This is a genomic window from Streptomyces sp. NPDC058375 (assembly GCF_042723425.1).
Lineage (GTDB): Bacteria > Actinomycetota > Actinomycetes > Streptomycetales > Streptomycetaceae > Streptomyces > Streptomyces durocortorensis.
The window spans coordinates 1-25,805 of record NZ_JBHXJG010000050.1; the positions used below are offsets into that span (position 1 = coordinate 1).

The window sequence follows — 25,805 nt, forward strand, 5'->3', positions numbered from 1 at the left end:
CACGTGAACCACCCGGCTCTCTGCTGTCCGGCCCGCTCAGGCCGCCGCCTCGGACTCCGATGCGCTCGCGGACTCGACGGGGGCGGAGGCGGAGGCCGATTCCGCCGGGCCGCTCGCCGAGGAGGAGCCCTCCGCCGGGGGCGGCTCCGGGTCGTCGGTGGGCGTCTCGGTGGGCGGAGTCGTCGGCGTCTCGGTGGGCGGAGTCGTCGGCGGGGTGGTGGGCGGGGTCGTCGGCGGCTTGGTGGGCTTGGTCGGCTTTCCGCTCGGCGAGGGATCGCCGGAGGAACTGCTCTCGCCGTCCGACGGCCCGCCCGTCCCCGGCGACGTACCGCCCGACGAGGAGGCGCTCGGGGACGGGGAGCCGGAGGTGCTGGGGCTCGCCGAGTCCGAGGCACTCGGGGTCGTGGACGCCTCGCCGGTGGGGTCACCGGCCGGGGACGAGCCGTCGTCCGTCTCGTCCGCGGGCAGGCCGTCGTCGGTCGCGTCCTCGGTGGCGGTCTGCTCGGTGGTGACGTTGCGGCTGTCCGGCTCGTCGCCGTCGCCCGAGGTGACGCCGAGCGTGACGACGGTGCCGAGCACCGCGATCAGCAGGGCGCCCGCGCCCGCGGCGGCCAGGTTGCGCCGGGCGCCGCCCAGGACGGCGCGGCCGGAACCCTTGCGTGCGGCGGGGCCGGGCGGCAGCGAGGAGATGACCGTGGGCTCCTCCTCGGCGGTGTTGCGGAGGAACAGCGGCGCACCCGGTATCCCGCTCGGCGGCGTGCCCGGGGCCTCCTGGAACGCGGCGGGCATCTCGTCGCCCGAGGGGGTCCGGCCGAGGGGGGCGAAGTCCCCGGAGCGGTCCGCGACCAGGGCGAGCGCGCGGCGGCCGGCCACGGCGCCGGACTTGTCGGCGAGCGCGCCGCGCATCCCGATCGAGGTCTCCAGCTCGGTGCGGGCCCGGTCCGGGTTGCCGGTGCAGAGCGCGAGGACGCCCAACTCGTGGTGGAAGTAGGCCTCCTCGGCGACCTCGCCGGCGATCCTGGCGGCCTCCTGGCCGATCCTGAGCGCCCGCTCCCACGCTCCCCAGCCCAGGCCCGCGGCGAAGGCCGGGGAGGCGCTGCGGGCCAGCAGGACGGCCGCGCTGGCCGCTCCCACCTCGTCGCCCGGGACCAGCCGGGTCAGGGAGGCGACGATCGCGTCGGCCTCGGCGACGGCCCGCTGCGGGGTGACCGAGGGGTGCGAGGACCACCAGGCGTAGTGCTGGGCGGCGGTACGGGCGTGGGCGGCGGCGTCGTCCTCGTAGCCGGCGGCCACGAGCTGGGCGAGGACTCCTGCGGCGAGGCGGTAGCGCGGGCCGGCCGGGGAGAGCAGGCCGCAGCCCGCGAGTTCGCCGAGCGCGGCGTCCGCGTGGGTGTCGCCCACGAGGGCCGGCAGATGGGCCTGGTGGGGCACCTCGCCGCCGAGGGCGACGGCGAAGCGCAGGGTCGCGCGGGCCGTCTCGCTGAGCCGGGAGGCGAGCAGCTCGGCGGGCGCGGCGCCCTCGCCGAGGCTGGGCAGGGGGACGTCGAGACCCTCGCCGGTGGGTGCGGGGGCGGCCGTGGGCGCGTCGTCCGCGCGTGGCTCGAAGTAGTCGTACTCGTCGAAGGCTTCGGGGGTCTCCCGCAGCCGGTCGCGCTGGACGAGGAGGGAACCGGCCTGGACGAAGCGGAGCGGCAGGCCCTCGGACTCGAACCAGAGGTCGCCTGCCCAGTTCCGCTCCTCCTCGGTGAGGGGGCGCTCGACGACCTTCTCCAGCAGGGCGAGCGAGGCGCCGCGACCGAGGCCGGCGAGGAGCACCTCCTCCAGGTGGGCGTCGACGCCGGGGGCGGCGCTGTCGGTGGTGGCGGCGAGCAGGAAAGCGCACTCGGGGGTGGCGGCGAGCAGTTCGTCGAGGGCCGCTCCGCCGATCTCCAGGTCGTCGACGGTGACGACGGCGCCGATGGACCTTACGAGCGCGAGCAGTTCGTCGCGGTCGGGGCGGTGGCCCGGGGCCTTGTACACGGTGTCGAAGAGGGCGTGCAGGAGATCGGCGCCGGTGCGGCCGCGGCCGTTGAGGCGGACGACCCCGTCGGGGGCCAGGTCGGCGCAGTCGGCGGCGACGGCGTCCAGCAGGGCGGTGCGGCCGGAGCCGGGCTGGCCGGTGAGGCGGACGCTGCGGCCGCGCGCCAGCAGGCGGACCAGGCGCTCGCGCTCCTCCTGGCGCTCCAGGAGCGGCAGCTGCGGGGCGGGCGGCCCGGCGGGCACGGGGGGTGCGCCGGCGCGTTCGTGGTCGGTGCGTTCGGCGGCGGTGCGGCGGACCGGGGCGTCGGGTCCTGAGCCGGGCGGAATCGCCTCGACCTCGCTGCCGTCGACGGGGTTGACCGTCAGCAGCAGGTCGCCGGCCGTCAGCTGGACGACGCGGACCTGCTGCGGTGTCTGCGGGCCGAAGTCGGCGCCGCCGGAGTCGCGGGACGGCCGGCGTTGGCCGGGCTCGCCGCCGGAGCGGTCATGGCCCTGCCCGTACTCATCGGGTGCCCGGTGTGTCGGGTCCATCGCAAAGTCCCCCAGACGCGTCGTGCGCGGTTGCCCCTCCCGGCCTCACACGCGCCCCGCTGTCGCTTCCGGTCCGGTGTCCGCCATGGGTTCGTTGTCATTCGGCGGACGGCCGAACCCTAGACCTTGGCACAGTATCCACAAAGCGCCGGGGTGCCACGCCGTCCAGGACGTCACGTTCCGGTGAGGATTGCGTGACTTCCGTGCCTGATGCCCGTGCCCGTCCGCCGGGCACTCCTCAGACGCGCGGCAGCGACTCCGCGGCGATGCCGCCCTCGATGGCCAGGATGCGGTGCAGCCGGGTGGCCACCAGGAGGCGCTGCATCTGTGGCGGCACGCCGCGCAGCACGAGGCGGCGGCCGGCCCGTCCGGCCCGGCGGTGGGCCCCCATGATGACGCCGAGTCCGGTGGCGTCCCAGGAGTCCAGCTCGGTCAGGTCCAGCACGAGGTCGCCGACTCCGTCGTCCACGGCGGAGTGCAGGACCGTACGGGCGTCCGCCGCGCTTCGGACGTCGAGGCGGCCCCCGACGACCAGCTCGGCGTGGTCGCCCCTGATGTGCATATGCGCTCCCCGGTCATGCTCCGTAGAAAGTCCGTCTGGCTGACTGTCTGTTCTGACTGTTCCGGCTGTTCTGTCTCTCTGCTCCGGCTGTCTGCTCCGGCTGTTCTGTCGTGCGCCGTCGGCCGCGCCTCTGCCACCACTGACTGCCGCAACGACGGGGAAGTTGCCGTCTGTAAGCGAACCGATACCGAATTCACTCGGTGGAGTGACTCCGGTTCATCGGCGGCCGGTCACCGCCGGGTAGAATCCCCGGCTCTCCCGGCCCGGGCGGTGGTGTGCCGGCGGGCCGGGAGGGGCGGATCCGGTCAGTACGTGTAGAAGCCCTGCCCGCTCTTGCGCCCGATGTCACCTGCGTCGACCATCCGGCGCATCAGCTCGGGAGCCGCGAACTTCTCGTCCTGCGACTCGGTGTAGATGTTGCTCGTGGCGTGCAGCAGGATGTCGACGCCGGTCAGGTCCGCGGTGGCGAGCGGGCCCATGGCGTGGCCGAAGCCCAGCTTGCAGGCGGTGTCGATGTCCTCGGCGGTCGCGACGCCCGACTCGTACAGCTTGGCGGCCTCGATGACCAGCGCCGAGATCAGCCGGGTGGTGACGAAGCCCGCCACATCGCGGTTGACGACGATACAGGTCTTGCCGACCGACTCGGCGAACTCCCGCGCGGTGGCGAGGGTTTCGTCGCTGGTCTTGTAGCCGCGCACCAGCTCGCAGAGCTGCATCATCGGGACCGGCGAGAAGAAGTGCACGCCGACGACGCGCTCCGGACGCTCCGTCACGGCCGCGATCTTGGTGATCGGGATGGCGGAGGTGTTGGACGCGAGGACGGTGTGCTCGCCGACGACCTTGTCGAGGGCGCGGAAGATCTCGTGCTTGACTTCCAGCTTCTCGAAGACGGCCTCCACGACGACGTCCGCGTCGGCCACGGCGTCGAGGTCGGTGGTCGTGGTGATGCGGCCGAGGGCGGCCTCGGCGTCGGCCGCCTCCAGCTTGCCCTTGGCGACGAACTTGTCGTACGAGGCCTTGATGCCGTCGCGGCCCCGGGTCAGCGCGGCGTCGGTGACGTCCCGCAGCACGACGTCCCAGCCCGCCTGGGCGGAGACCTGCGCGATCCCGGATCCCATGAGTCCGGCCCCGATGACGGCGAGCTTCCTGGCCACGTTCGCACCCCTTGGTTTCTGTTCGCCCGTGCGCATTTGTTCACGGCGGTTCACATTGCTCTCCGGCGGAGGTTAGTACCCGTCGGGCGTGCTGGGGCGGTGAAGAGATGCGCGTCACGTCTCAGATGACGGACATCACACCGGGACGCGTCATTCGGCTCCGCGCCGCGCGTAGTTGAGCACCTGATCGCTGAGCAGCCCCTCGATCTCGTCAAGGACGCCGAGGGCGTCGTGGGAGACGTCGACGGCCTTGCGGCCCTTCATCATCTCCTGGCTCACATAGCCGACGAGGGCGTGCTCGATCCAGGCGATCTGGCCGCCGACGAGGAGCGGCAGCGGGTCGCTCTCGCTCGCGCCGGTGTCTTCGCGCAGGGTGGCGACGACGGCCTGGAGCACCTCCTGCTGGAGGTACCAGAGGCGGGCCTTGAGGGTGGGGGCGTCCTCGATGACGCGCATGAAGTCGGCGAAGCCGTCCATGAGCCCGAACTCCGGGGAGACGGCGACGACGGCGGCCCGCACCTCGCGCAGGACGGCCTCGGCGGCGGACTCGCCCCGGTCGCGGGCGCGGACGTACCGGGCGACACGCTGGGTGACGTGCTTCATCCGGTCGAGGAAGAGGTCCTCCTTGGCCGGGAAGTAGTTGTAGACCGTGTTGACGGAGACGTCGGCCAGTTCGGCGATCTCGGCGACCGTCACCGTCACGAAGCCGTGTTCGAGGAACAGCCCGGTCGCCATGTCCGAGATGCGCTGCTTGGCCTGGCGCTTCTTGCGTTCCCTGAGTCCCTCAGCCATGCCTCCATCGTAGGACGCGCTGCACGATCATGGTGTCTCTGAATTTTTGGAGTCATTGCAATTTTGGGCTTGCTCTGTTTTTCTGGCCCCATGACCGTCATCAGCACCTCCGGGCTGGCCCGGACCTTCACGACCCCGAGCGGCCCGGTGGAAGCCGTCCGCTGCGTCGACCTGACCATCCGCGCGGGAGAGATCGTCGCCCTCCTCGGCCCCAACGGCGCGGGCAAGACGACCACCCTGCGCATGCTCACGACCCTGCTCACCCCGACCGGCGGGGCCGCCACCGTGGCCGGCCACGACCTGCTCGCCGACCCGGCGGCCGTCCGTGCCGTCTGCGGTTACGTCGCCCAGTCCGGCGGGGTCGACCCGTTCCTGACCGTTCGGGAGGAGCTGGTCACCCAGGGCAGGCTGTACCGGCTGAGCCGGGTGGAGGCGGCGGCGCGCGCCGAGGAGCTGGCCGCCGCGCTCGGCCTCGACGGACTGCTCGACCGGAAGGCGGTGAGCCTCTCCGGCGGCCAGCGGCGGCGGCTCGACATCGCCATGGGCCTCACCCACCGCCCGGCCGTGCTCTTCCTCGACGAGCCCACCACGGGCCTGGACCCCGGCAGCCGGGCCGACCTGTGGGACCTGGTGCGGGGCCTGCGCGACGACCACGGCACCACCGTCGTCCTGACCACGCACTACCTCGACGAGGCCGACGCGTTGGCGGACCGGCTGGTCGTCATCGACGGCGGAACGGTGGTCGCCGAGGGCACTCCGGCCGAGCTGAAGACCCGGTACGGCGGCTCCCCCGACGCCTCACTCCAGGACGCGTTCCTGGCCGCCACCGGCCGCCCCGCCACCCCCGCAGAACCCGCCCCCGCAGCCGTATAGGACCCCGACGATGCTCTTCCACGACACCGCGGTCATCTTCGGGCGGTACGCCCGGCAGACCCTGCGCTCCCGCTTCCAGATCTTCTTCGGGATGCTGATGCCGCTGCTGTATCTGTTCTTCTTCGGTCCGCTGCTCCAGGACCTGCCGCTCGGCTCCCCCGCCGACTCCTGGCAGGTCCTGGTGCCGGGTCTGCTCCTCCAACTCAGCCTGTTCGGAGCGTCCTTCGCCGGTTTCGCGATCATCGTCGAGAAGTCGACGGGCGTGGTCGAGCGGATGCGGGTGACCCCGGTCAGCCGGCTCGCGCTGCTGCTGGGGCGGGTGCTGCGCGACGCCCTGCTCTTCACCTTCCAGGCCGTCCTGCTGGTGCTCGCCGCGCTGCTCATGGGGTTGCGCGCCCCACTGGCGGGCGTCCTCATCGGCTTCGCGTTCACCGGAGTGCTGGCGCTCTCGCTGGCCTCGCTCTCGTACGCCCTGGCGATGCGCGTCTCCACCCCGCAGGAGTTCGGGCCGGTGATCAACGCGGTGACGATGCCGGCCATGCTGCTCTCCGGTCTGATGCTTCCGATCACGCTCGGCCCCGGCTGGCTGGACGTGCTCTCGCACTTCACGCCGTTCCGCTATCTGGTGGACGCGGTGCGGGACGCCTACACGGGCTCGTACGCCACGACGCACATGCTCTACGGGGTCCTGGTCGCCGCGGGATTCGCCGCCGCGGCCGTGACGGTGGGCACACGGGTCTTCCGGCGGGCCGGAGCATAACTACGCTGACCCCATGGTCAATCTGACGCGCATCTACACCCGGACCGGCGACCAGGGCACCACGGCCCTCGGCGACATGAGCCGCACCGCCAAGACCGATCTGCGGATCTCGGCGTACGCGGACGCCAACGAGGCCAACGCGGTGATCGGGACCGCCGTCGCACTGGGGCAGCTGCCCGAGGAGGTGGTGAAGGTCCTCGTACGCGTCCAGAACGACCTCTTCGACGTGGGCGCCGACCTGTCCACCCCGGTGGTCGAGGACCCGAAGTATCCGCCACTGCGGGTCGAGCAGTCCTACATCGACAAGCTGGAGGCGGACTGCGACCGCTTCCTGGAGGAGCTGGAGAAGCTGCGCAGCTTCATCCTGCCGGGCGGTACGCCGGGGGCCGCCCTGCTGCACCAGGCGTGCACGGTGGTCCGGCGTGCCGAGCGGTCCACCTGGGCGGCGCTGGAGGTGCACGGCGCGTCGATGAACGCGCTGACCGCCACCTACCTCAACCGCCTCTCCGACCTCCTGTTCATCCTGGCGCGGAGCGCGAACAAGGAGGTCGGGGACGTGCTGTGGGTGCCGGGCGGCGAGCGCTAGGGCTCTCTACAGCCGGTCGGCGGGCTCGCGTTCCGCCACCGCGCCCTTGGGGGCCCGCTTCGGGAACACCGTGTAGCCGCCGGCGATGATCAGGTTGATCCCGATCACGATGCCCATCTTCTGCTGCCAGGCCCGCAGCGAGCTGATCGCCCCGTCCGGGCCGACGTACCAGACGGCCGCCTGGAGCAGGCCCAGAGCGACCGCCGCCGCGACGATCCAGCGGGCGGCCGTGCGCCACTCGTGGATCGCGCGGGCCATGCCGTACTTCGGCGGCTTCACCGGCGGCGGGCCGTCGAACCAGCGGTGGGCGACCCAGGCGTCCACCTTCTTGACGGTGTGGTGGCCGAGCCCCACCGTGAACCCGATGTAGACGGCGGCCAGGCCGTGCTTCCAGTCCGGCTCGGCGCCGTTCTTCAGGTCGATGGCCGTCACCACCAGCAGCACGACCTCCAGCAACGGTTCGCACAGCAGCACGGCAGCGCCGAGCTTCGGCTTCCTCGCGACGTACCGCAGGGCGAGTCCGGCGGCCAGCAGAACCCAGAATGCGACCTCGCAGGCCACGACCAGTAGGGCGATCACGACTCTCTCCTCCCGTTCCCTTCCAGGCTCCCGGCCGCCGGGCGCGGACACGTCGTCGGCAGTGACGAAACGGCACTGCATCCTTCGATGTAGTCACGGATCGGTCCGCGAAGGGAGGCCCCGGGGCGGCGGCGCGTGTTGGATGGAGGGGTGCTCACCTCGATCCGCCCCGACCGCGACGCGGTGGCCCTCGCCGTCTCCGGGCTGCTCGGGGGGCTGCTCCTGTGGCGGCTGGGCCTCCACACCCAGGGCGGTCACCCCTTCTCCGCTCCCTGGGTCACCCTCGTACCGCTGACCGTCATGGCCGCGGCCGAGCTGCTGCGCCGCGACGCTCCGCGGACGGCGCTGACGATCGGCGTGCTCGCGCTGGTCGCGGACCAGTTCACCCGGGGCAGCCTCGCCACCGTACTGATGTTCACGGACGTCATGTACGCCGCTGTCCTGTACGGCAGCCCGGCCGCCGCCCGCCGCCTCCCGCCGGCCACGCTCCTGATCACCGTCGCGTCCACGATCGGCTTCCTGGCCTGGTTCCGTAAGCCCGAGGCGCTGCTGATCGGCCTGGTCATCGGGCTGGTCTCCTTCGTTCCCGCCCTCACCGGGGTCAGTGTGCGCAGCCACCGCACCGCCGCCGACAACGCCCGGCTGGCCGCCGCCCAGACCGCGCGGCTCGCCGAGATGGACCGGACGCAGGCGGTGGTCGCCGAGCGGGCCCGGATGGCCCGGGAGCTGCACGACATGGTGGCGGGCCACCTCTCCGCCGTGGCGATCCACTCCACGGCGGCCCTGTCCATCGACGACCCGGAGACCTCCCGCAACGCCCTGAAGGTGATCCGCGAGAACAGCGTCGAGGGGCTCGCGGAGATGCGCCGGCTCATCGGGCTGCTGCGGGAGGGGGGCGAGGAGGAGGCCCCGGTCGCGGCCCCGACGTTGGCGGCCCTGGACGCCCTGGTCGAGCAGACGAACGTCAACGGGGCGTCCGGCGGGCTCGTCTGCACCCTGGAGGACGCCCGGGCCCCGGGGGCGGGCACGCTGCCGACACCGGTCGAGCTGGCCGCGTACCGCATCGTGCAGGAGTCCCTGACCAACGCCCTCAAGCACGCGGCGCCGGGTCCGGTCGTGGTGCGGCTCGGCCGGTCCGGGGAGCTGCTGACGGTCGAGGTGACCAGTGTGTTCGGCAGCCGGACCGGGCCCACGGCGCCCGGTTCGGGGGCGGGCCTGGTGGGCATGCGGGAGCGGGTGGCGCTGCTCGGCGGGACGTTCGCGGCGGGGGCCGAACCGGGCGGCGACGGCGCGAAGGTCTGGCGGGTGCGGGCCGAACTGCCCGTACGGGAGAGGGAGATGCGGGAATGACGATCCGGGTACTGGTCGCGGAGGACCAGTCGGCGGTGCGCGCGGGGCTGGTGCTGATCCTCTCCAGCGCGCCGGACATCGAGGTCGTCGGGGAGGCGGGCGACGGCGAGGCGGCAGTGTGCCTGGCGCGTGAACTCCGCCCGGATCTCGTCCTGATGGATGTGCAGATGCCGCGGCTGGACGGGGTTTCGGCAACCCGGCAGGTGGTGGCGGAGGAGCTGGCGGACGTCCTCGTGCTGACCACGTTCGACCTCGACGAGTACGTCTTCGGGGCGCTGCGCGCGGGCGCTTCCGGCTTTCTGCTGAAGAACACCGACGCCCGCGATCTGCTGGAGGCGGTACGGACGGTGGCGCGCGGCGAGGGACTGATCGCCCCGGCCGTGACCCGCCGGCTCATCGCCGAGTTCGCCGGGTCGGGAGGAGCGGGAGCCGCGCGCGGTCGGGGCACGGCCGACCCGGCGCTGCTGGAGACGCTCACCCGGCGCGAGCGCGAGGTGCTGGGCTGCCTGGGCGAGGGGTTGTCGAACGCGGAGATCGCGCTGCGCCTCTCGATGGCCGAGGCCACGGTGAAGACCCATGTCAGCAGGCTGCTGGGGAAGCTGGAGCTGCGCAGCCGGGTCCAGGCGGCCGTTCTGGCACAGGAGTTGGGGATCTGACCGGGCTCTCGATCTTTGGTCCAGACCTCTTGACGGTTGGTCCAGACCTTTCTACTGTCACCGAACACACACTGCGGTGAGTACGAGAGCACCCGTACTCAGGGCGGCGCAGGGTTTGCAGTCCACGAATCACCCCCGTTTGTTGGACCTCACCCGAGGAGCACCGTTGAGCACCGATACTCCCCAACGCCGTACCAGATTCAGATGGATGCCCGCCGCCAGCGGCAGATTCAAGGTCGTCGCGGGCCTGACCGCACTGATCGTGCCGCTGGCCGCGATGGTGGGGCTGGCCTCCCCCGCCTCGGCAGCCGCGTCGGCCACCGCCACGTACACCAAGAAGTCGGACTGGGGCAGCGGCTTCGAGGGCCAGTGGACGGTGAAGAACACCGGCACCACCGCGCTCTCCTCCTGGACCATCGAGTGGGACTTCCCCTCGGGCACCGCGGTCGGCTCCGCCTGGGACGCCTCCGTCACCAGCAGCGGCACCCACTGGACCGCGAAGAACCTCTCCTGGAACGGGACCGTGGCGCCCGGCGCCAGCATCAGCTTCGGTTTCAACGGCACCGGCTCCGGCTCCCCCACGGGCTGCAAGCTGAACGGCGCCTCCTGCGACGGCGGCCCCACCGTTCCCGGTGACAACCCGCCCTCCGCGCCCGGCAAGCCCACCGCCAGCGACATCACCAACACCTCGGTGAAGCTGAGCTGGAGCGCGGCCACCGACGACAAGGGCGTCAAGAACTACGACGTGCTGCGTGACGGCGCGAAGGTCGCCACGGTCACCGGCACGACGTACACCAACACCGGCCTGACAGCCGGCACCGACTACTCCTACGCCGTTCAGGCCCGGGACACCGCCGACCAGACCGGTCCGGCCTCCGCCTCCACCGCCGTACGCACCACCGGTGGCGGTGGCGAGCAGCCCGGCGGCGACAAGATCAACCTGGGCTACTTCACCAACTGGGGCGTCTACGGGCGCAACTACCACGTCAAGAACCTGGTGACGTCCGGCACGGCCGCGAAGATCACGCACATCAACTACGCCTTCGGCAACGTGCAGAACGGCAAGTGCACCATCGGCGACTCCTACGCCGACTACGACAAGGCATACACCGCCGACCAGTCCGTCGACGGCGTCGCCGACACCTGGGACCAGCCGCTGCGCGGCAACTTCAACCAGCTGCGCAAGCTGAAGGCCAAGTACCCGCACATCAAGGTCCTCTGGTCGTTCGGCGGCTGGACCTGGTCCGGTGGCTTCGGCCAGGCCGTCCAGAACCCCGCGGCCTTCGCCCAGTCCTGCTACGACCTGGTCGAGGACCCCCGCTGGGCCGATGTCTTCGACGGCATCGACCTGGACTGGGAGTACCCCAACGCCTGTGGTCTGACCTGTGACACCAGCGGCCCGGCCGCGATCAAGACCATGGCCGACGCGATGCGCGCCAAGTTCGGCCCGAACAACCTGGTCACCGCCGCCATCACCGCGGACGGCTCCAGCGGCGGCAAGATCGACGCCGCCGACTACGGGGGCGCGGCCCAGTCCTTCGACTGGTACAACGTGATGACGTACGACTTCTTCGGCGCCTGGGCGGCCAAGGGCCCGACGGCCCCGCACTCCCCGCTGACCTCGTACGCCGGCATCCCCCAGCAGGGCTTCACCTCCGCCGACGCCATCGCCAAGCTGAAGGCGAAGGGCGTCCCGGCCAAGAAGCTGCTCCTCGGCATCGGCTTCTACGGCCGCGGCTGGACCGGCGTCACCCAGTCCGCCCCCGGCGGCACGGCGACCGGCGCGGCCCCGGGCACGTACGAGGCGGGCATCGAGGACTACAAGGTCCTCAAGAGCTCCTGCCCGGCGACCGGCACCATCGCCGGCACCGCGTACGCCCACTGCGGCACCAACTGGTGGAGCTACGACACCCCGGCCACCATCGGCTCGAAGATGACCTGGGCGAAGAACCAGGGCCTGGGAGGCGCGTTCTCCTGGGAGTTCTCCGGTGACACCACCAACGGCGAACTCGTGACCGCGATCGCCAACGGTCTCAAGTGATCCCCACGCCGCTGACGTAACACCGCACCACCCCGGAAAAGCACCGGGGAGACGGGTCCGCCCCCCGTCTCCCCGGTTTTTCGCTGTGTACGGTACGGCGGCTACGCGCCGTTCTCAGGCCACATTGACCCGCTGGCCGGGCGGCGCCGCCTCCAGCCAGGCCAGGAAGCCGGTGAGGGCGTCCTCGCTCATCGCCAGCTCCAGGCGCGTCCCCCGGTGGAGACAGCCGAGCACGACGGAGTCGGACAGGAGCGCCAGCTCCTCCTCGCCCTCCGGCATCCGGCGGGCGATCACCTCGATCGCAGAACGCTCCAGGCCCCGGCGGGGGCGAGGAGCGTAGGAGAAGACCCGGAACCAGTCGACGCGGTCACCGCTGTAGCGGGCGACCCCGTAGACCCAGCCTTTGCCGAGGGAGTCCGGTTCCTCGGAGACGTCCCAGCGCAGGCTGCAGTCGAAGGTCCCTCCGGAGCGCTGGATCAGCCGCCGGCGCAGGCCGAAGACGAACAGTCCCAGCAGGACCATGACGACGACGGACAAGCCCACCCACAACGCGAGGACCATCTCCACCGACCTCCTCGCATCGTCGAGTAACGAACACCGAAACCGTATTGCACCTGCATCGCCTCAGCCGCGACACGGCTGGATCGCTCCAGCTCGGGCCGCGGCTGAGTAAAAACATCTGTCAGTGGGGGTGCTAGAGCACCGCCACCGCACGCAGACGGATCTCGGCGCGCCGCTCAGCGGCAGCGTCGGCATCCGACTTCGCGAGCTCCAGCGCCCGCTCGGCGCGCTGGACATCGATCTCGTCGGCCAGCTCGGCGATCTCGGCCAGCAGCGACAGCTTGTCGTCCGCGAACGAGATGAATCCACCGTGCACGGCGGCGATCACGGTGCCGCCCTCGCTCGTGCGGATCGTCACCGGGCCCGATTCCAGCACACCGAGAAGCGGCTGGTGACCGGGCATGACGCCGATGTCGCCGGACGTGGTACGCGCGACGACCAGGGTGGCCTCGCCGGACCAGACACTTCGGTCCGCGGCGACCAGCTCGACATGCAGCTCAGCAGCCAAGGGTGGCTCCTCGGGTCACCACCCGGCCGCCCGGCCGGGTGTTGGGTCAATTCTACGGGGCGTGGTGAGGGGGGCGGGACACACCCACCCCCCTCGGTGAGCCGGAGGCTCAGGAGACGCCGAGCTCCTTGGCCTTGGCCTTGAGGTCGTCCAGGCCACCGCACATGAAGAACGCCTGCTCGGGGAAGTGGTCGTAGTCCCCGTCGCAGATCGCGTTGAACGCGGCGATCGACTCGTCGAGCGGGACGTCCGAACCGTCCAGGCCGGTGAACTGCTTGGCGGCGTGGGTGTTCTGCGACAGGAAGCGCTCGACGCGACGGGCACGGTGGACGACGAGCTTGTCCTCCTCGCCCAGCTCGTCGATACCGAGGATCGCGATGATGTCCTGGAGGTCCTTGTACTTCTGCAGGATCCCCTTGACGCGGCTGGCCGCGGCGTAGTGGTCCTGGGAGATGTAGCGCGGGTCCAGGATGCGGGACGTGGAGTCCAGCGGGTCCACGGCCGGGTAGATGCCCTTCTCCGAGATCGGACGGGAGAGAACCGTCGTCGCGTCGAGGTGGGCGAACGTGGTGGCCGGGGCCGGGTCGGTCAGGTCGTCCGCGGGGACGTAGATCGCCTGCATCGAGGTGATCGAGTGACCACGCGTCGAGGTGATGCGCTCCTGGAGCACACCCATCTCGTCGGCCAGGGTCGGCTGGTAACCCACCGCGGACGGCATGCGGCCGAGCAGCGTGGAGACCTCGGAGCCGGCCTGCGTGAAGCGGAAGATGTTGTCGATGAAGAGCAGCACGTCCTGCTTCTGCACATCGCGGAAGTACTCCGCCATGGTCAGGGCGGAAAGGGCCACGCGCAGACGCGTCCCCGGCGGCTCGTCCATCTGGCCGAAGACGAGCGCGGTCTTCTCCAGAACGCCCGACTCGGTCATCTCGTCGATGAGGTCGTTGCCCTCACGGGTGCGCTCGCCGACACCGGCGAACACCGACACACCGTCGTGCAGCTTCGCCACACGCATGATCATTTCCTGGATGAGGACCGTCTTGCCGACGCCCGCACCACCGAACAGACCGATCTTGCCGCCCTTGACGTACGGGGTCAGCAGGTCGACGACCTTCAGGCCGGTCTCGAACATCTCGGTCTTCGACTCGAGCTGGTCGAAGGCCGGGGCCTTGCGGTGGATCGGCCAGCGCTCGGTGATCTGCGCCTCGGCCTCCGGCTCGTTCAGGATCTGACCGAGGGTGTTGAACACCTTGCCCTTGGTGATGTCACCGACGGGAACGGTGATGCCCGCGCCCGTGTCGATGACCGGGGCCTGGCGCACCACGCCGTCGGTGGGCTGCATCGAGATCGCGCGGACCATGCCGTCGCCCAGGTGCTGGGCGACTTCGAGGGTCAGCGTCTTGCGAGCGCCCTCCTCGGCCGGGTCGGCGACCTCGATGTGGAGGGCGTTGTAGATCTCCGGCATCGCGTCGACGGGGAACTCCACGTCGACGACCGGGCCGATGACCCGGGCGACGCGGCCCGTGGCAGCGGCCGTCTCAACTGTGGTCGTCATTACTTGTCACTCCCCGCGGTCGCGTCGGCCAGAGCACTGGCACCGCCGACGATCTCGCTGATTTCCTGGGTGATTTCGGCCTGTCGGGCCGCGTTGGCAAGCCGGGAGAGGCTCTTGATGAGATCCCCGGCGTTGTCGGTGGCCGACTTCATCGCGCGGCGGCGGGCGGCGTGCTCGGAAGCGGCCGCCTGCAGCAGTGCGTTGTAGATACGGCTCTCGACGTAGCGCGGCAGAAGGGCGTCGAGGACGTCCTCGGCCGACGGCTCGAACTCGAAGAGCGGCAGGATCTCACCCTTGCGGGCGCTCTCCTCGGCCACGTCGTCGAGCGAAAGCGGCAGCATCCGGGCGTCGACCGCGTTCTGCGTCATCATCGACACGAATTCCGTGAAGACGATGTGCAGCTCGTCGACGCCGCCCTCGGCCGTCTCCTGCTGGATGGCCGCGATCAACGGGGCGGCGATGCGCTTGGCATCGCTGTACGCCGGGTTGTCGGTGAAGCCGGTCCAGGAGTCGACGACCTTGCGCTCGCGGAAGCCGTAGTACGCGACACCCTTGCGGCCGACGATGTACGTGTCGACCTCCTTGCCCTCGGAGGCAAGGCGCTCCCGCAGTCGCTCCGCGGCCTTGATGGCGTTGGAGGAGTAACCGCCGGCCAGACCGCGGTCGCTCGTGACGAGCAGGACCGCCGCCCGGGTCGGGGTCTCGACCTCGGTGGTGAGCGGGTGCTTGGCGTCGGAGCCGGTCGCCACCGCGGTCACCGCACGAGTGAGCTCGGTCGCGTACGGCTGCGATGCCGCCACCTTGCGCTGCGCCTTGACGATGCGCGAGGCGGCGATCATCTCCATCGCCTTGGTGATCTTCTTGGTCGCGGTGACGGCTTGGATGCGGCGCTTGTAAACGCGAAGCTGAGCGCCCATCGATCAGCCCTCGCCCAGGAGCTTGCCGTCCGAGGTCTCGAACTGCTGCTTGAAGGCGGCGATCGCGTCGGCGATCGACTGCAGCGTGTCGTCGGACATCTTGCCGCCCTCGGCGATGCTGGTCAGGAGGTCCTTGCGCTCACGGCGCAGGTACTCCAGCAGCTCGCTCTCGAAGCGACGGATGTCCTCGACCGGGACGTCGTCCATCTTGCCCGTGGTGCCGGCCCAGACCGAGACGACCTGCTCCTCCATCGGGAACGGGGCGTACTGCGGCTGCTTCAGCAGCTCGACCATGCGCTTGCCGCGCTCCAGCGAGGCCTTCGAGGCCGCGTCCAGGTCGGAACCGAAGGCGGCGAACGCCTCCAGCTCGCGGTACTGGGCGAGGTCCACGCGAAGCCGGCCGGAGACCTGCTTCATGGCCTTGTGCTGGGCGGAGCCACCGACTCGGGAGACCGAGATACCGACGTTGAGCGCCGGACGCTGACCCGCGTTGAACAGGTCGGACTCCAGGAAGCACTGGCCGTCGGTGATGGAGATGACGTTGGTCGGGATGAACGCCGACACGTCGTTCGCCTTGGTCTCGACGATCGGGAGGCCCGTCATCGAACCGGCGCCCATCTCGTCGGAGAGCTTGGCGCAACGCTCCAGCAGACGGGAGTGCAGGTAGAAGACGTCACCCGGGTAGGCCTCGCGGCCCGGCGGGCGACGCAGCAGCAGGGACACGGCGCGGTAGGCGTCGGCCTGCTTCGAGAGGTCGTCGAAGATGATCAGGACGTGCTTGCCCTGGTACATCCAGTGCTGGCCGATGGCCGAACCGGTATACGGCGCCAGGTACTTGAAGCCGGCCGGGTCGGACGCCGGGGCGGCGACGATGGTCGTGTACTCCAGCGCACCGGCCTCTTCGAGCGCACCACGCACGGAGGCGATGGTGGAACCCTTCTGACCGATGGCGACGTAGATGCAGCGCACCTGCTTGTTCACGTCGCCCGAGCGCCAGTTGTCGCGCTGGTTGATGATCGTGTCGACGGCCAGCGCGGTCTTACCCGTCTGACGGTCGCCGATGATCAGCTGACGCTGGCCGCGGCCGATCGGCACCATGGCGTCGACGGCCTTGTAGCCGGTCTGCATCGGCTCGTGCACCGACTTGCGGACCATGACGCCAGGGGCCTGCAGCTCGAGGGCGCGGCGGCTGTCGGTCTCGATCTCGCCGAGACCGTCGATCGGGTTGCCGAGCGGGTCGACGACGCGGCCGAGGTAGCCCTCGCCGACGCCGACGGAGAGCACCTCACCGGTGCGCTGCACCGGCTGGCCCTCCTCGATTCCGCTGAACTCGCCGAGGACGATCGCACCGATCTCGCGCTCCTCGAGGTTGAGGGCGAGACCGAGGGTGCCGTCCTCGAACTTCAGCAGCTCGTTCGCCATGGCGGAGGGCAGACCCTCCACCTTCGCGATGCCGTCGCCGGCAACGCTGACCGTACCGACCTCCTCGCGCGAGGCCGCGTCCGGCTGGTACGACTGGACAAAGTTATCCAGTGCGTCCCGGATCTCCTCCGGCCGGATCGTGAGCTCCGCCATCTGGGTTCCCTGCTCTCCTTGTTGGGCCCGAAGTTTCTTAAGGGGGTCTGGGGGCCGACCCCCAGGAATCTTCTGCAATTTCTGCACGGCCCAACCGGGCCGCTGGTCTTGCCTTGTTCTTGCTCTGTGCCGACCGCGCTGGGTCAGCCGGCCATGCGCCGGGTCGCCTCTTCGAGGCGCTCCGCGACGGTGCCGTTGATGATCTCGTCACCGACGCGCACCGAGATCCCGCCGAGGACCGCGGGGTCCACGTCCAGGTTCAGGTGCATCTCCCGGCCGTACAGCTTCGCCAGGGCGGCGCCCAGGCGCTGCTTCTGCCGGTCGCTGAGCGGCACCGCCGAGGTGACGACGGCGACCATGCGGTTCCGGCGCTCCGCGGCGAGCTTGGACAGCGAGTCCAGCCCTGCTTCCAGGCTACGTCCACGGGGCTGGGTCACGAGACGGACGATGATCCGCTCGGTGACCGGCTGCGCCTTGCCGCCGAGCAGGCTGCGGAGCAGCTCGCCCTTGGCGGTGGCCGTGGCCGTACGGCTGGTGAGCGCGGAACGCAGCTCCGTGTCGGAGCCGACGATCCGGCCGAACCGGAACAGCTCGTCCTCGACGTCGTCGAGGCTGCCGCCGCGCTGGGCCGCGGTGAGGTCTGCGGTGTTCGCCAGCTCCTCGACCGAGTCCACCAGGTCACGGGACTGCGACCAGCGGGACCGGACGAGTCCGGAGACCAGGTCGACACTCTCGCCGCCGACCTGTCCGCTGAGCAGGCGCGTGGCCAGGTCGGCCTTGCTCTCGCCGCTCTGGGCCGGGTCGGTGAGAACCCGGCGCAGGGATACTTCGCGGTCGAGCAGCGAGGTGACCGAGGCCAGCTCCTCGGCGAGCTTCGTCGCGTCGACCGACGTGTTGTCGGTCAGCGCGTCGAGACGCTCGCGTGCGGCAGCCAGTGCTTCGCGGCTCGCGCCGTTCATCGGGCCGCCTCGGCCTTCGCCTCGAGCTCGTCGAGGAACCGGTCGACGGTGCCGCTCTGCCGGGCGTGGTCCTGGAGGGACTCGCCGACGAGCTTGCCGGCCAGATCGGTGGCGAGCTTGCCCACGTCCTGACGCAGCGCCGAGGCAGCGGCCTTGCGGTCGGCCTCGATCTGGGTGTGGCCGGCGGCGATGATCTCCTCGCGCTGCCGCTGACCTTCCGCCTTCATCTCCTGGATGATGACGGCACCCTGCTCCTGCGCCTCCTGGCGCAGACGCGCGGCCTCGTGACGGGCCTCGGCGAGCTGGGCCTTGTACTGCTCAAGAACGCTCTGCGCCTCGGTCTGAGCCGCTTCTGCCTTCTCGATGCCACCTTCGATCGCCTCACGACGCTCGTCCAGGGCCTTGTTGATGGCCGGGAGGAGCTTCTTGTAGAACGCGAAGAAGACAATGCTGAAGCAGATCAGACCGATGACGATCTCGGGCCAGACCGGCAGCAGCGGTGACTGCGGCTCCTCGGCTGCCAGATGCAACATGGTGGACCTTTCGTCGAAAACGTATCGTCAGGTCGCCGGGACTACTTCGGGTAGATGAAGGGGGCGACGAAGCCGATCAGGGCCAGGGCCTCGATGACCGCGAAGCCGAGCAGCATGTTCTGGCGGATCAGGCCGGCCGCCTCGGGCTGGCGGGCGATGGCCTGCACACCGTTACCGAAGATGATGCCGATACCGACGCCGGGGCCGATCGCCGCGAGGCCGTAACCGATGGTGCCGACGTTGCCCACAACGGCTGCGAGAGTCTCAGACATGGATCTGTGATTCCTTCTCTTGATTGGCCGGTGGAGATTGCGTCCACCGGACGTTCTAGGGGGTGTCCGGGTGGTGGCCCGGGTGTCCTCAGTGCGCTTCTTCGAGCGCCTGGGACAAGTACGTGGCGGTCAGCACGGTGAACACGTAGGCCTGGAGCGCCTGGATGAACATCTCGAAGACGGTCAGGGCCAGCGTCACGGCGAACGACGCGGTGGCGTAGACGGTGCCGAGCACGGTGCCGAGCATGTACCAGGTCGCGATCGTGAAGACCAGGATCAGGATGTGACCGGCGAACATGTTCGCGAAGAGCCGGACCGCCAGCGTGAAGGGGCGCACGAAGATGTTCGAGACGAACTCGATCGGCGTCAGGATCACGTAGATCGGCTTGGGCAGGCCGCTGGGCACGCACAGGTTGCGGATACCGCCGACGAAGCCGTTGCTCCGGAAGGTCACCGTCATGTAGACGACCCAGACGAGCAGGGCCAGTCCGACCGGGTACGCGATGAGCGAGCTCACCGGGAACTGCGCGATCGGGATGATCGCCCAGAGGTTCAGCATCCAGACGAAGAAGAACAGCGACACCAGCAGCGGGACGAAGGGCTCGCCCTTCTTGCCGATGATCTCCTTGGCGATGCCCCGGTGCACGAAGTCGTAGAGCGCCTCGGCGATCATCTGGAGCTTGCCCGGAACGACCTTGGGCTTGGAGAAGCCGGCCCAGAACAGAGCCAGGATGGCGAACGTCCCGATGATCGCGAGCAGCATCGGCTTGTTGAACTCGACCGGCCCGATCGAGAAGATCGGGTCGAAGATGAACGACCACGCGCTCGGGGCTGGGAATCCGCACGAGCCCTGGAACAGGTGGCAGTCAACCTCGAAGGCGAGCGTCTGGGCGTCAGCAGTCACCAGGAGCTCCTTCTGCATGGCGCATGGATACGGCTACCTCGTTGTATCGGAGCGGCTGGCAGCCGCAGGTCGGCACCGGACTGGTTCTTACGGTGAGGAGGCGGCGGCCGGGCCCGAAGCCTCGCGATGTATCAGGCGACAGCCGTGTTGTCCGCGCCCGCAGTACCGCAACCGAGACCGGACGATAGCAGCATGTCGAACAGGGCTTTATCCCGGCCCTACTGGTCATGCTTCCCCTCGGTTTTGCCCGGGGTGTTCCCGCTCTCCCCGTCGGGATCGACGTACAGGGTCTTGCTCCTGGCGTGCAGCACGGTCTGCGTGACGATCCAGGTGATCACCGAGACGACCAGCGTGAGGGCGAAGACCTGGAGGTCGAAGAGAGAGGTGTTCCTGATGGCCATGATCAGGCCGAGCAGGAGCACGAGCTGGACCGAGTAGACCAGCAGCCCCATGCCCTGGAAGAGGTGCGGCATCGACTTGGCGACCCACTGCAGCGCCAGCTGTCCGAGGGCCATGAAGAGGATGACCACCACACAGCCCACGACGGCGCCGATCGCCCCCTTGCCGCCGACGACGAGCCCGCCGACGAGCGTGGCGATGGCTCCCACCGCGGCGGTGGGGGTGGCGATGCGCAGTACTTCGCGCATGTCGGACTGCATGGCGGCAGCTCCACTGGTCTGAGAGGAGGAATGGGGCGTCGTCATGGACGAGCGTAGGCCCGGTCCGCGAGGCGGTTTACCAGGCCAAAGGACCGTCTCACTAGGGTCCTTCGGCTCCGTCACCGGGTCTCGTGAACGGTATCACAAACTATTTGATGAGGTCTTTACCTGGAAAGTGTGCTAACTGTCACACATGAGAGTTACTCCGCGCGTGTGTGCACGACAAGGCGGCACTCTGTCTGGTAATGCACTGCGGCTTCCGAATCGTCAACGCGAGGAGTCGATGGAACGGCGATCGGAGAACCGCGAACGAGCGCCGATCGCGGTAGCGCCGTTGACGCCGGACACCCCGACCGCCACGGGGGCCCGTTCGGCGGCCTCCTCGCCCATCTGAGCTTCTGCCACGCCCTGTTGGGCCCCCGAGGCCACGAGCGGCGGCTTCTCGCCGTAGGAGGACGAGGGAGACTGGGCCTGCTCCGCGGCGCGGTGGCGGTAGCGCGGCGGCACGAAGCGGTTGGCCCAGTGCGGGGCGCGCGGGGTGAAGCGCGGCATCAGCAGCAGCACCAGGCCCACCGCGCTCGCCGCGAGGATGACGAAGACGATCCACATCGAGGCCGAGTGCACCGAGTACGCGACGGCGCCGAAGGCGATGAGGGCCGACCAGAAGTACATGATCAGCACGGCCCGGCTGTGCGAGTGGCCGATCTCCAGGAGCCGGTGGTGCAGGTGCCCCCGGTCGGCGGCGAACGGCGACTGGCCGTTCCAGGTGCGCCGGACGATGGCGAGGACGAGGTCGGCGGCCGGGATCGCGATGATCGTCAGCGGCAGCAGCAGCGGGATGAAGACCGGCAGCATCGCGTGGGTGGCCCCGCGCTCACTGCCCTCGAACAGCCGCATCGTGTCGGGGTCGACCTGGCCGGTGATCGAGATCGCGCCCGCCGCCAGCACCAGGCCGATCAGCATCGAGCCCGAGTCGCCCATGAAGATCCGCGCGGGGTGCATGTTGTGCGGCAGGAAGCCGAGGCACATGCCCATCAGGATCGCCGCGAAGAGCGTCGCGGGGGCCGCCGCCTCGATCCCGTACCCCATCCAGAGCCGGTAGGCGTAGAGGAAGAACGCCGCCGAGGCGATGCACACCATGCCCGCCGCGAGCCCGTCCAGGCCGTCGACGAAGTTGACCGCGTTGATCGTGATGACGACCAGCGCCACCGTGAGCAGCGTGCCCTGCCACTGGGTGAGGGCGACCGTGCCGACGCCGGGGATCGGCAGCCACAGGATCGTGAGCCCCTGGATGACCATGACGGCGGCGGCGATCATCTGACCGCCGAGCTTGATCAGGGCGTCGATCTCGAACTTGTCGTCGAGGACGCCGATCAGCCAGATCAGGGCCGCGCCGGAGAGCAACGCCCGTGGCTCGTTGGAGAGTTCGAAGACGCCCTGCAGATTGAACAGGTGGTCGGCGACGATCAGTCCCGCACACAGTCCGCCGAACATCGCGATCCCGCCGAGCCGGGGTGTCGGCTCCCGGTGGACGTCGCGCGCACGGATCGCGGGCATCGCCCCGACCGCGATGGCGAACTTACGCACCGGTCCGGTCAGCAGATAGGTCACCGCTGCCGTGACACAGAGCGTCAGCAGGTAATCACGCACGGGCTGCCCCACAGGTCTCGCCGGCCATCTCAGCCCCACACCCTAGTCTCTGATACAAGGACTCAACGGTACGGGTGATGGTTGCATGCGACTCGCCTACCCCGGATAGGGCGGATTCCGCTCGGCCAGTACCCGGACCTCCGCCGCGATCGGGCTCACATCGCCCCTCTCCCGTACGGCCGCTCCGAACAGGGCCGCGATCCGGGCCATGTCCCCCTCGTCCATCCCCTGGGTGGTGACGGCGGCGGTGCCCAGACGGATGCCCCGGGCGTCACCGTACGGCAGTGCGCAGGTGTCCAGGACCACACCGGCCGCCGCAAGCCGCTCACGGGCGGTGCGGCCGTCGACACCGAGCGGGGCCGGGTCCGCGACGACGATGTGGGTGTCCGTGCCGCCGGTGGTCACCTCGAACCCCTCCGCCTCCAGACCGGCGGCGAGCACCCTGGCATGGGCGACGACCTGGTGGGCGTAGAGCGTGTACGCGGGGGTGGCCGCCTCGCCGAACGCGACCGCCTTCGCCGCCACCGTGTGCATCTGCGCCCCGCCCTGCGTGAACGGGAACACCGCCCGGTCGATCCGCTCGGCCAGCTCCGCACCGCACAGGATCATGCCGCCGCGCGGTCCGCGCAGCACCTTGTGCGTGGTGGCGCAGACCACGTCGGCGTACGGGACCGGGTTCGGCGCCGCTCCCCCGGCGATCAGCCCCATCGGATGAGCGGCGTCCACGATCAGATACGCCCCGACCTCGTCGGCGATCTCCCGGAACAGCGCGTAGTCGGGATGGCGCGGATAGGAGATGGAGCCGCAGACGATGGCCTTGGGGCGGCGGGCGCGGGCCAGCGCGCGGAGCCGGGTGTGGTCGATGAGGCCGGTGTCCGGGTCGGCCCCGTAGCCGACGAAGTCGAACCAGCGGCCGGAGAAGTTGCCTGGCGCCCCGTGGGTGAGATGTCCCCCGTACGGGAGTCCCATCGCGAGGACCGTGTCGCCGGGGCGCAGCAGCGCGGCGTAGGCGGCGAGGACGGCGGAGGAGCCGGAGTGCGGCTGGACGTTGGCGTGTTCGGCGCCGAAGAGGGCGGTGGCCCGGCGGAGCGCGATGCGTTCGGCGGCGTCCGCCTGCTCGCAGCCGCCGTGGTGGCGGGCGCCCGGGTACCCCTCGGCGTACTTGTTGGCGAGCGGGGAGCCGAGGGCGGCCAGGACCGCGGGCGACTGGAAGTTCTCGGCGGCGATCAGCTGGAGGGTGCCCGCCTGCCGGTCCCGTTCCGCGAGGAGGATCCCGGCGACCTCCGGGTCCTGGCTCAGCAGCGCGCCGAAGTCCTGGGGCAGGGCGGCGGGGCGGTCGGGCGCGGGCGGCACGGCCGCGGGTGCGGCGGGAGAGGTGACCGGCATGGGACGGCTCCGGGCCTGGAGGTGGGTGCGCCGGCGAGAGGTGCCGGTGTCAGCTCCAACGTACGCCGGGGCGGGGCGCTGTGCCCGCTGTCGCGGGGCGCCGTACGCCGGTCGGCGCACCGGCCCTCGGTGCGGGGTGCGCGGGTCGTCCGGCGGGGCCGCGTACGGGGGGCGGCGCGTAGGCCGTACGCCGACGCGTGTCCGCGTCCGTCAGCTCGGGGCGCGTACGCCGGTGAGCGCGGTGACGACCGGGTCGAGCGCCTGGTTGATCTCGTCGCCGATGGAGCGGAAGAAGGTGATGGGGGCGCCGTAGGGGTCGTAGACCTCGTCCGCCTCGGCGGTCGGGGCCAGCAGCCAGCCGCGCAGCGCGGCGGCGGCGCGGACCAGGGCGCGGGCGCGCTCGACGACGCCCTCGTCGCGCGGGTCGGGCAGGGTGGCCGGGTCTATCGCCCGGACCAGCCGGGTGAACTCCTTGAGCGTGAAGGTCCGCAGGCCCGCGGAGTGGCCCATGGAGATGACCTGGGCGCGGTGGTCGCGGGTGGCGGTGAGGACCAGGTCGGCGCGGATGACGTGCTCGTCGAGCAGTTCGCGGCCGACGAATCCGCTGGCGTCCGCGCCGAAGTCGGCGAGGACGACCTCGGCGTTGGCCTCCATGGGCGCGCCCTCATGGCCCCAGGTGCCCGCGCTCTCCACGATGAGGCCGCCGCTGAGCGGGTCGCCGAGGCGGTCCACCAGGGCATGGCGGGTCAGCCGCTCGGTGATGGGCGAGCGGCAGACGTTGCCGGTGCTGACGTGGAGGATGCGGAAGGTGTCGGTCCGCCCCGCTATGCCACGCCCCTCGGGGGCGGTCAATTGGCCACCTCGAGGTCGGGGACCACCTTGCGCAGCTCCTCCGCGGAGAGGGCGCCGGCGCGCAGCAGGACCGGGGTGGCACCGGTGACGTCGACGATGGAGGACGGCACGATGCCGGGCGTCGGGCCGCCGTCGAGGTAGACGGAGACGGAGTCCCCGAGCATCCCCTGGGCGGCGTCGCAGTCCTCGGGCGAGGGGTGTCCGGTGAGGTTGGCGCTGGAGACGGCCATCGGACCGACCTCGGTCAGCAGCTCGATGGCGACCGGGTGCAACGGCATCCGGATCGCGACGGTGCCCCGGGTGTCGCCGAGGTCCCACTGGAGGGAGGGCTGGTGCCGGGCGACGAGGGTGAGGGCGCCGGGCCAGAAGGCGTCGACGAGCTCCCAGGCCTCCTCGGAGAAGTCGGTGACCAGGCCGTGCAGGGTGTTCGGCGAGCCGATGAGGACGGGGGTGGGCATGTTGCGGCCCCGGCCCTTGGCGTCCAGCAGGTCCGCGACGGCCTCCGAGGTGAAGGCGTCCGCACCGATCCCGTAGACGGTGTCGGTGGGCAGCACGACCAGTTCGCCCCGGCGGACGGCCGATGCGGCCTCGCGCAGGCCCGTGGTCCGGTCGGTGGCGTCGTTGCAGTCGTATCGCCGAGCCATCAGCCGGCCTCCTCGGACAGGTGCGGGTACGGGTGGTGGAGCCGGGGGCCGGTCACGGCATGGCCTTGCGGGCGGTGGCGAACCGGGGGCGCTTGTTGAGGTCGGGGTGGTCGGCCGCGTCGGCCCAGCCCCGCTCCTCGGTGAAGATCCAGGGGACCTGGCCACCCTGGGTGTCGGCGTGCTCGATGACGACGAGGCCGCCGGGGCGGAGCAGACGGTGGGCGGTGCGTTCGATGCCGCGGATGGTGTCGAGGCCGTCCTCGCCGGAGAACAGGGCCATCTCCGGGTCGTGGTCGCGGGCCTCGGGGGCGACGTACTCCCATTCGGTGAGCGGGATGTACGGCGGGTTGGAGATCACCAGGTCGACCTGGCCGTCGAGCTCGGGAAGGGCGCTCAGGGCGTCTCCCTTGTGCACGGTGACCCTGGACCCCTCGGCGTTCTTCCGCGTCCACCTGAGGGCGTCCTCGGACAGCTCCACGGCGTGTACGCGGGAGCGGGGGACCTCCTGCGCCATGGCGAGCGCGATGGCGCCCGATCCGGTGCACAGGTCGACGACGACGGGCTCGACGACGTCCATCGCGCGCACCGCGTCTATGGCCCAGCCGACGACCGACTCGGTCTCGGGCCGGGGCACGAAGACGCCGGGCCCGACCTGGAGTTCCAGGTAGCGGAAGAAGGCGCGGCCGGTGATGTGCTGGAGGGGTTCGCGGGCCTCGCGGCGGGCGATCGTCTCCCAGTACCGGGCGTCGAAGTCGGTGTCGGGCACCGTGTGCAGCGCGCCCCGCTTGACCCCGTGGACGTACGCCGCGAGTTCCTCGGCGTCGAATCGCGGTGAGGGGACACCGGCGTCGGCCAGCCGCTGGGTGGCCTGGGCCACCTCGGCGAGCAGCAGGTTCATCGCGGTTCTCCGTACGGTTTACGGGTGTGCGG

General features: G+C 70.5%; 26 protein-coding genes. 6 read left to right on the top strand and 20 right to left on the bottom strand.

Features of this window, described 5'->3' with window-relative positions; genetic code table 11:
- Positions 1–36: 36 nt before the first annotated feature.
- From ACFWM7_RS11385 to ACFWM7_RS11400, 4 genes are all read right to left on the bottom strand, one after another.
- Positions 37–2,550, bottom strand: coding sequence for an ATP-binding protein (locus ACFWM7_RS11385; protein WP_383258291.1), 2,514 nt, complete (start codon positions 2,548–2,550; stop codon positions 37–39).
- Positions 2,551–2,788: 238 nt separating this feature from the next.
- Positions 2,789–3,112, bottom strand: coding sequence for an STAS domain-containing protein (locus tag ACFWM7_RS11390; protein WP_003966237.1), 324 nt, complete (start codon positions 3,110–3,112; stop codon positions 2,789–2,791).
- 305 nt (positions 3,113–3,417) lie between these two features.
- Positions 3,418–4,266: a 3-hydroxyacyl-CoA dehydrogenase family protein gene (locus ACFWM7_RS11395; protein WP_383258300.1), complete on the bottom strand. Its 849-nt coding sequence runs from the start codon at positions 4,264–4,266 to the stop codon at positions 3,418–3,420.
- A gap of 150 nt (positions 4,267–4,416) precedes the next feature.
- Positions 4,417–5,058, bottom strand: coding sequence for a TetR/AcrR family transcriptional regulator (locus ACFWM7_RS11400; protein WP_383258307.1), 642 nt, complete (start codon positions 5,056–5,058; stop codon positions 4,417–4,419).
- A gap of 90 nt (positions 5,059–5,148) precedes the next feature.
- On the opposite strand from ACFWM7_RS11400, the gene ACFWM7_RS11405 reads away from it, so the two are divergent.
- From ACFWM7_RS11405 to ACFWM7_RS11415, 3 genes are read left to right on the top strand one after another with little or no spacing between them, the layout of a single operon-like run.
- Positions 5,149–5,931 (top strand): ABC transporter ATP-binding protein, encoded by a 783-nt coding sequence (locus ACFWM7_RS11405; RefSeq protein WP_383258309.1) that lies wholly within the window; start codon positions 5,149–5,151, stop codon positions 5,929–5,931.
- A 10-nt stretch (positions 5,932–5,941) separates the two neighbouring features.
- Positions 5,942–6,691 (top strand): ABC transporter permease, encoded by a 750-nt coding sequence (locus ACFWM7_RS11410; RefSeq protein WP_383258315.1) that lies wholly within the window; start codon positions 5,942–5,944, stop codon positions 6,689–6,691.
- A 13-nt stretch (positions 6,692–6,704) separates the two neighbouring features.
- Positions 6,705–7,277 carry a cob(I)yrinic acid a,c-diamide adenosyltransferase gene (locus ACFWM7_RS11415; protein WP_383258322.1) on the top strand — a complete coding sequence of 191 codons (573 nt, stop codon included), beginning with the start codon at positions 6,705–6,707 and terminating at the stop codon, positions 7,275–7,277.
- Between the two features lie 6 nt (positions 7,278–7,283).
- Here the strand turns inward: ACFWM7_RS11415 and ACFWM7_RS11420 are convergent, their stop codons facing one another.
- Positions 7,284–7,856, bottom strand: a complete 573-nt coding sequence (locus ACFWM7_RS11420) for a hypothetical protein (protein ID WP_383258327.1) — start codon at positions 7,854–7,856, stop codon at positions 7,284–7,286.
- Between the two features lie 150 nt (positions 7,857–8,006).
- Here ACFWM7_RS11420 and ACFWM7_RS11425 point away from each other — a divergent pair, with 150 nt between their 5' ends.
- The 3 genes from ACFWM7_RS11425 (at position 8,007) to ACFWM7_RS11435 (ending at position 11,903) form a co-directional block, all read left to right on the top strand.
- Entirely contained in the window at positions 8,007–9,206 is a 1,200-nt protein-coding gene (locus tag ACFWM7_RS11425) for a sensor histidine kinase (protein ID WP_383258330.1), read from the top strand.
- Positions 9,203–9,862 (top strand): response regulator, encoded by a 660-nt coding sequence (locus ACFWM7_RS11430; RefSeq protein ID WP_383258335.1) that lies wholly within the window; start codon positions 9,203–9,205, stop codon positions 9,860–9,862. The genes ACFWM7_RS11425 and ACFWM7_RS11430 overlap by 4 nt, the downstream gene beginning before the upstream one ends.
- A gap of 166 nt (positions 9,863–10,028) precedes the next feature.
- Positions 10,029–11,903, top strand: a complete 1,875-nt coding sequence (locus ACFWM7_RS11435) for a glycosyl hydrolase family 18 protein (RefSeq protein WP_383258339.1) — start codon at positions 10,029–10,031, stop codon at positions 11,901–11,903.
- A 114-nt stretch (positions 11,904–12,017) separates the two neighbouring features.
- Here the strand turns inward: ACFWM7_RS11435 and ACFWM7_RS11440 are convergent, their stop codons facing one another.
- The 15 genes from ACFWM7_RS11440 to prmC all read right to left on the bottom strand — a co-directional run bounded on the left by ACFWM7_RS11440 (position 12,018) and on the right by prmC (position 25,773).
- Positions 12,018–12,464, bottom strand: a complete 447-nt coding sequence (locus ACFWM7_RS11440; protein WP_006127595.1) for a DUF2550 domain-containing protein — start codon at positions 12,462–12,464, stop codon at positions 12,018–12,020.
- A gap of 133 nt (positions 12,465–12,597) precedes the next feature.
- Complete coding sequence (locus ACFWM7_RS11445) at positions 12,598–12,972, bottom strand: F0F1 ATP synthase subunit epsilon (RefSeq protein ID WP_010060164.1); 375 nt, start codon at positions 12,970–12,972, stop codon at positions 12,598–12,600.
- A 109-nt stretch (positions 12,973–13,081) separates the two neighbouring features.
- Positions 13,082–14,524 carry a F0F1 ATP synthase subunit beta gene (gene atpD / locus ACFWM7_RS11450; RefSeq protein WP_383075423.1) on the bottom strand — a complete coding sequence of 481 codons (1,443 nt, stop codon included), beginning with the start codon at positions 14,522–14,524 and terminating at the stop codon, positions 13,082–13,084.
- A complete protein-coding gene (locus tag ACFWM7_RS11455; protein WP_383258344.1) occupies positions 14,524–15,441 on the bottom strand; it encodes a F0F1 ATP synthase subunit gamma in 918 nt (305 codons plus the stop codon). The genes atpD and ACFWM7_RS11455 overlap by 1 nt, the downstream gene beginning before the upstream one ends.
- Before the next feature lie 3 nt (positions 15,442–15,444).
- Positions 15,445–17,016 (bottom strand): F0F1 ATP synthase subunit alpha, encoded by a 1,572-nt coding sequence (gene atpA / locus ACFWM7_RS11460; protein WP_010060167.1) that lies wholly within the window; start codon positions 17,014–17,016, stop codon positions 15,445–15,447.
- A gap of 143 nt (positions 17,017–17,159) precedes the next feature.
- A complete protein-coding gene (locus ACFWM7_RS11465; RefSeq protein WP_383258352.1) occupies positions 17,160–17,975 on the bottom strand; it encodes a F0F1 ATP synthase subunit delta in 816 nt (271 codons plus the stop codon).
- Complete coding sequence (locus tag ACFWM7_RS11470) at positions 17,972–18,508, bottom strand: F0F1 ATP synthase subunit B (protein WP_010060169.1); 537 nt, start codon at positions 18,506–18,508, stop codon at positions 17,972–17,974. Before ACFWM7_RS11470 ends, ACFWM7_RS11465 begins: the two co-directional genes overlap by 4 nt.
- Before the next feature lie 41 nt (positions 18,509–18,549).
- Positions 18,550–18,780 carry an ATP synthase F0 subunit C gene (gene atpE, locus ACFWM7_RS11475; protein WP_006127588.1) on the bottom strand — a complete coding sequence of 77 codons (231 nt, stop codon included), beginning with the start codon at positions 18,778–18,780 and terminating at the stop codon, positions 18,550–18,552.
- An 88-nt stretch (positions 18,781–18,868) separates the two neighbouring features.
- Positions 18,869–19,702, bottom strand: coding sequence for a F0F1 ATP synthase subunit A (gene atpB / locus ACFWM7_RS11480; RefSeq protein ID WP_128862254.1), 834 nt, complete (start codon positions 19,700–19,702; stop codon positions 18,869–18,871).
- Positions 19,703–19,902: 200 nt separating this feature from the next.
- Complete coding sequence (locus ACFWM7_RS11485; RefSeq protein WP_383258356.1) at positions 19,903–20,343, bottom strand: hypothetical protein; 441 nt, start codon at positions 20,341–20,343, stop codon at positions 19,903–19,905.
- A gap of 267 nt (positions 20,344–20,610) precedes the next feature.
- Positions 20,611–22,005 (bottom strand): MraY family glycosyltransferase, encoded by a 1,395-nt coding sequence (locus tag ACFWM7_RS11490; RefSeq protein WP_383258359.1) that lies wholly within the window; start codon positions 22,003–22,005, stop codon positions 20,611–20,613.
- An 84-nt stretch (positions 22,006–22,089) separates the two neighbouring features.
- On the bottom strand, positions 22,090–23,379 hold the full coding sequence (gene glyA / locus ACFWM7_RS11495) for a serine hydroxymethyltransferase (RefSeq protein ID WP_383258362.1): 1,290 nt from the start codon (positions 23,377–23,379) through the stop codon (positions 22,090–22,092).
- Positions 23,380–23,589: 210 nt separating this feature from the next.
- Complete coding sequence (locus ACFWM7_RS11500) at positions 23,590–24,231, bottom strand: protein-tyrosine-phosphatase (RefSeq protein ID WP_137233501.1); 642 nt, start codon at positions 24,229–24,231, stop codon at positions 23,590–23,592.
- Entirely contained in the window at positions 24,228–24,875 is a 648-nt protein-coding gene (locus tag ACFWM7_RS11505) for an L-threonylcarbamoyladenylate synthase (protein ID WP_032763084.1), read from the bottom strand. Before ACFWM7_RS11505 ends, ACFWM7_RS11500 begins: the two co-directional genes overlap by 4 nt.
- Positions 24,876–24,927: 52 nt before the next feature.
- Positions 24,928–25,773: a peptide chain release factor N(5)-glutamine methyltransferase gene (gene prmC / locus ACFWM7_RS11510; protein ID WP_383258372.1), complete on the bottom strand. Its 846-nt coding sequence runs from the start codon at positions 25,771–25,773 to the stop codon at positions 24,928–24,930.
- Between the last annotated feature and the right edge of the window lie 32 nt (positions 25,774–25,805).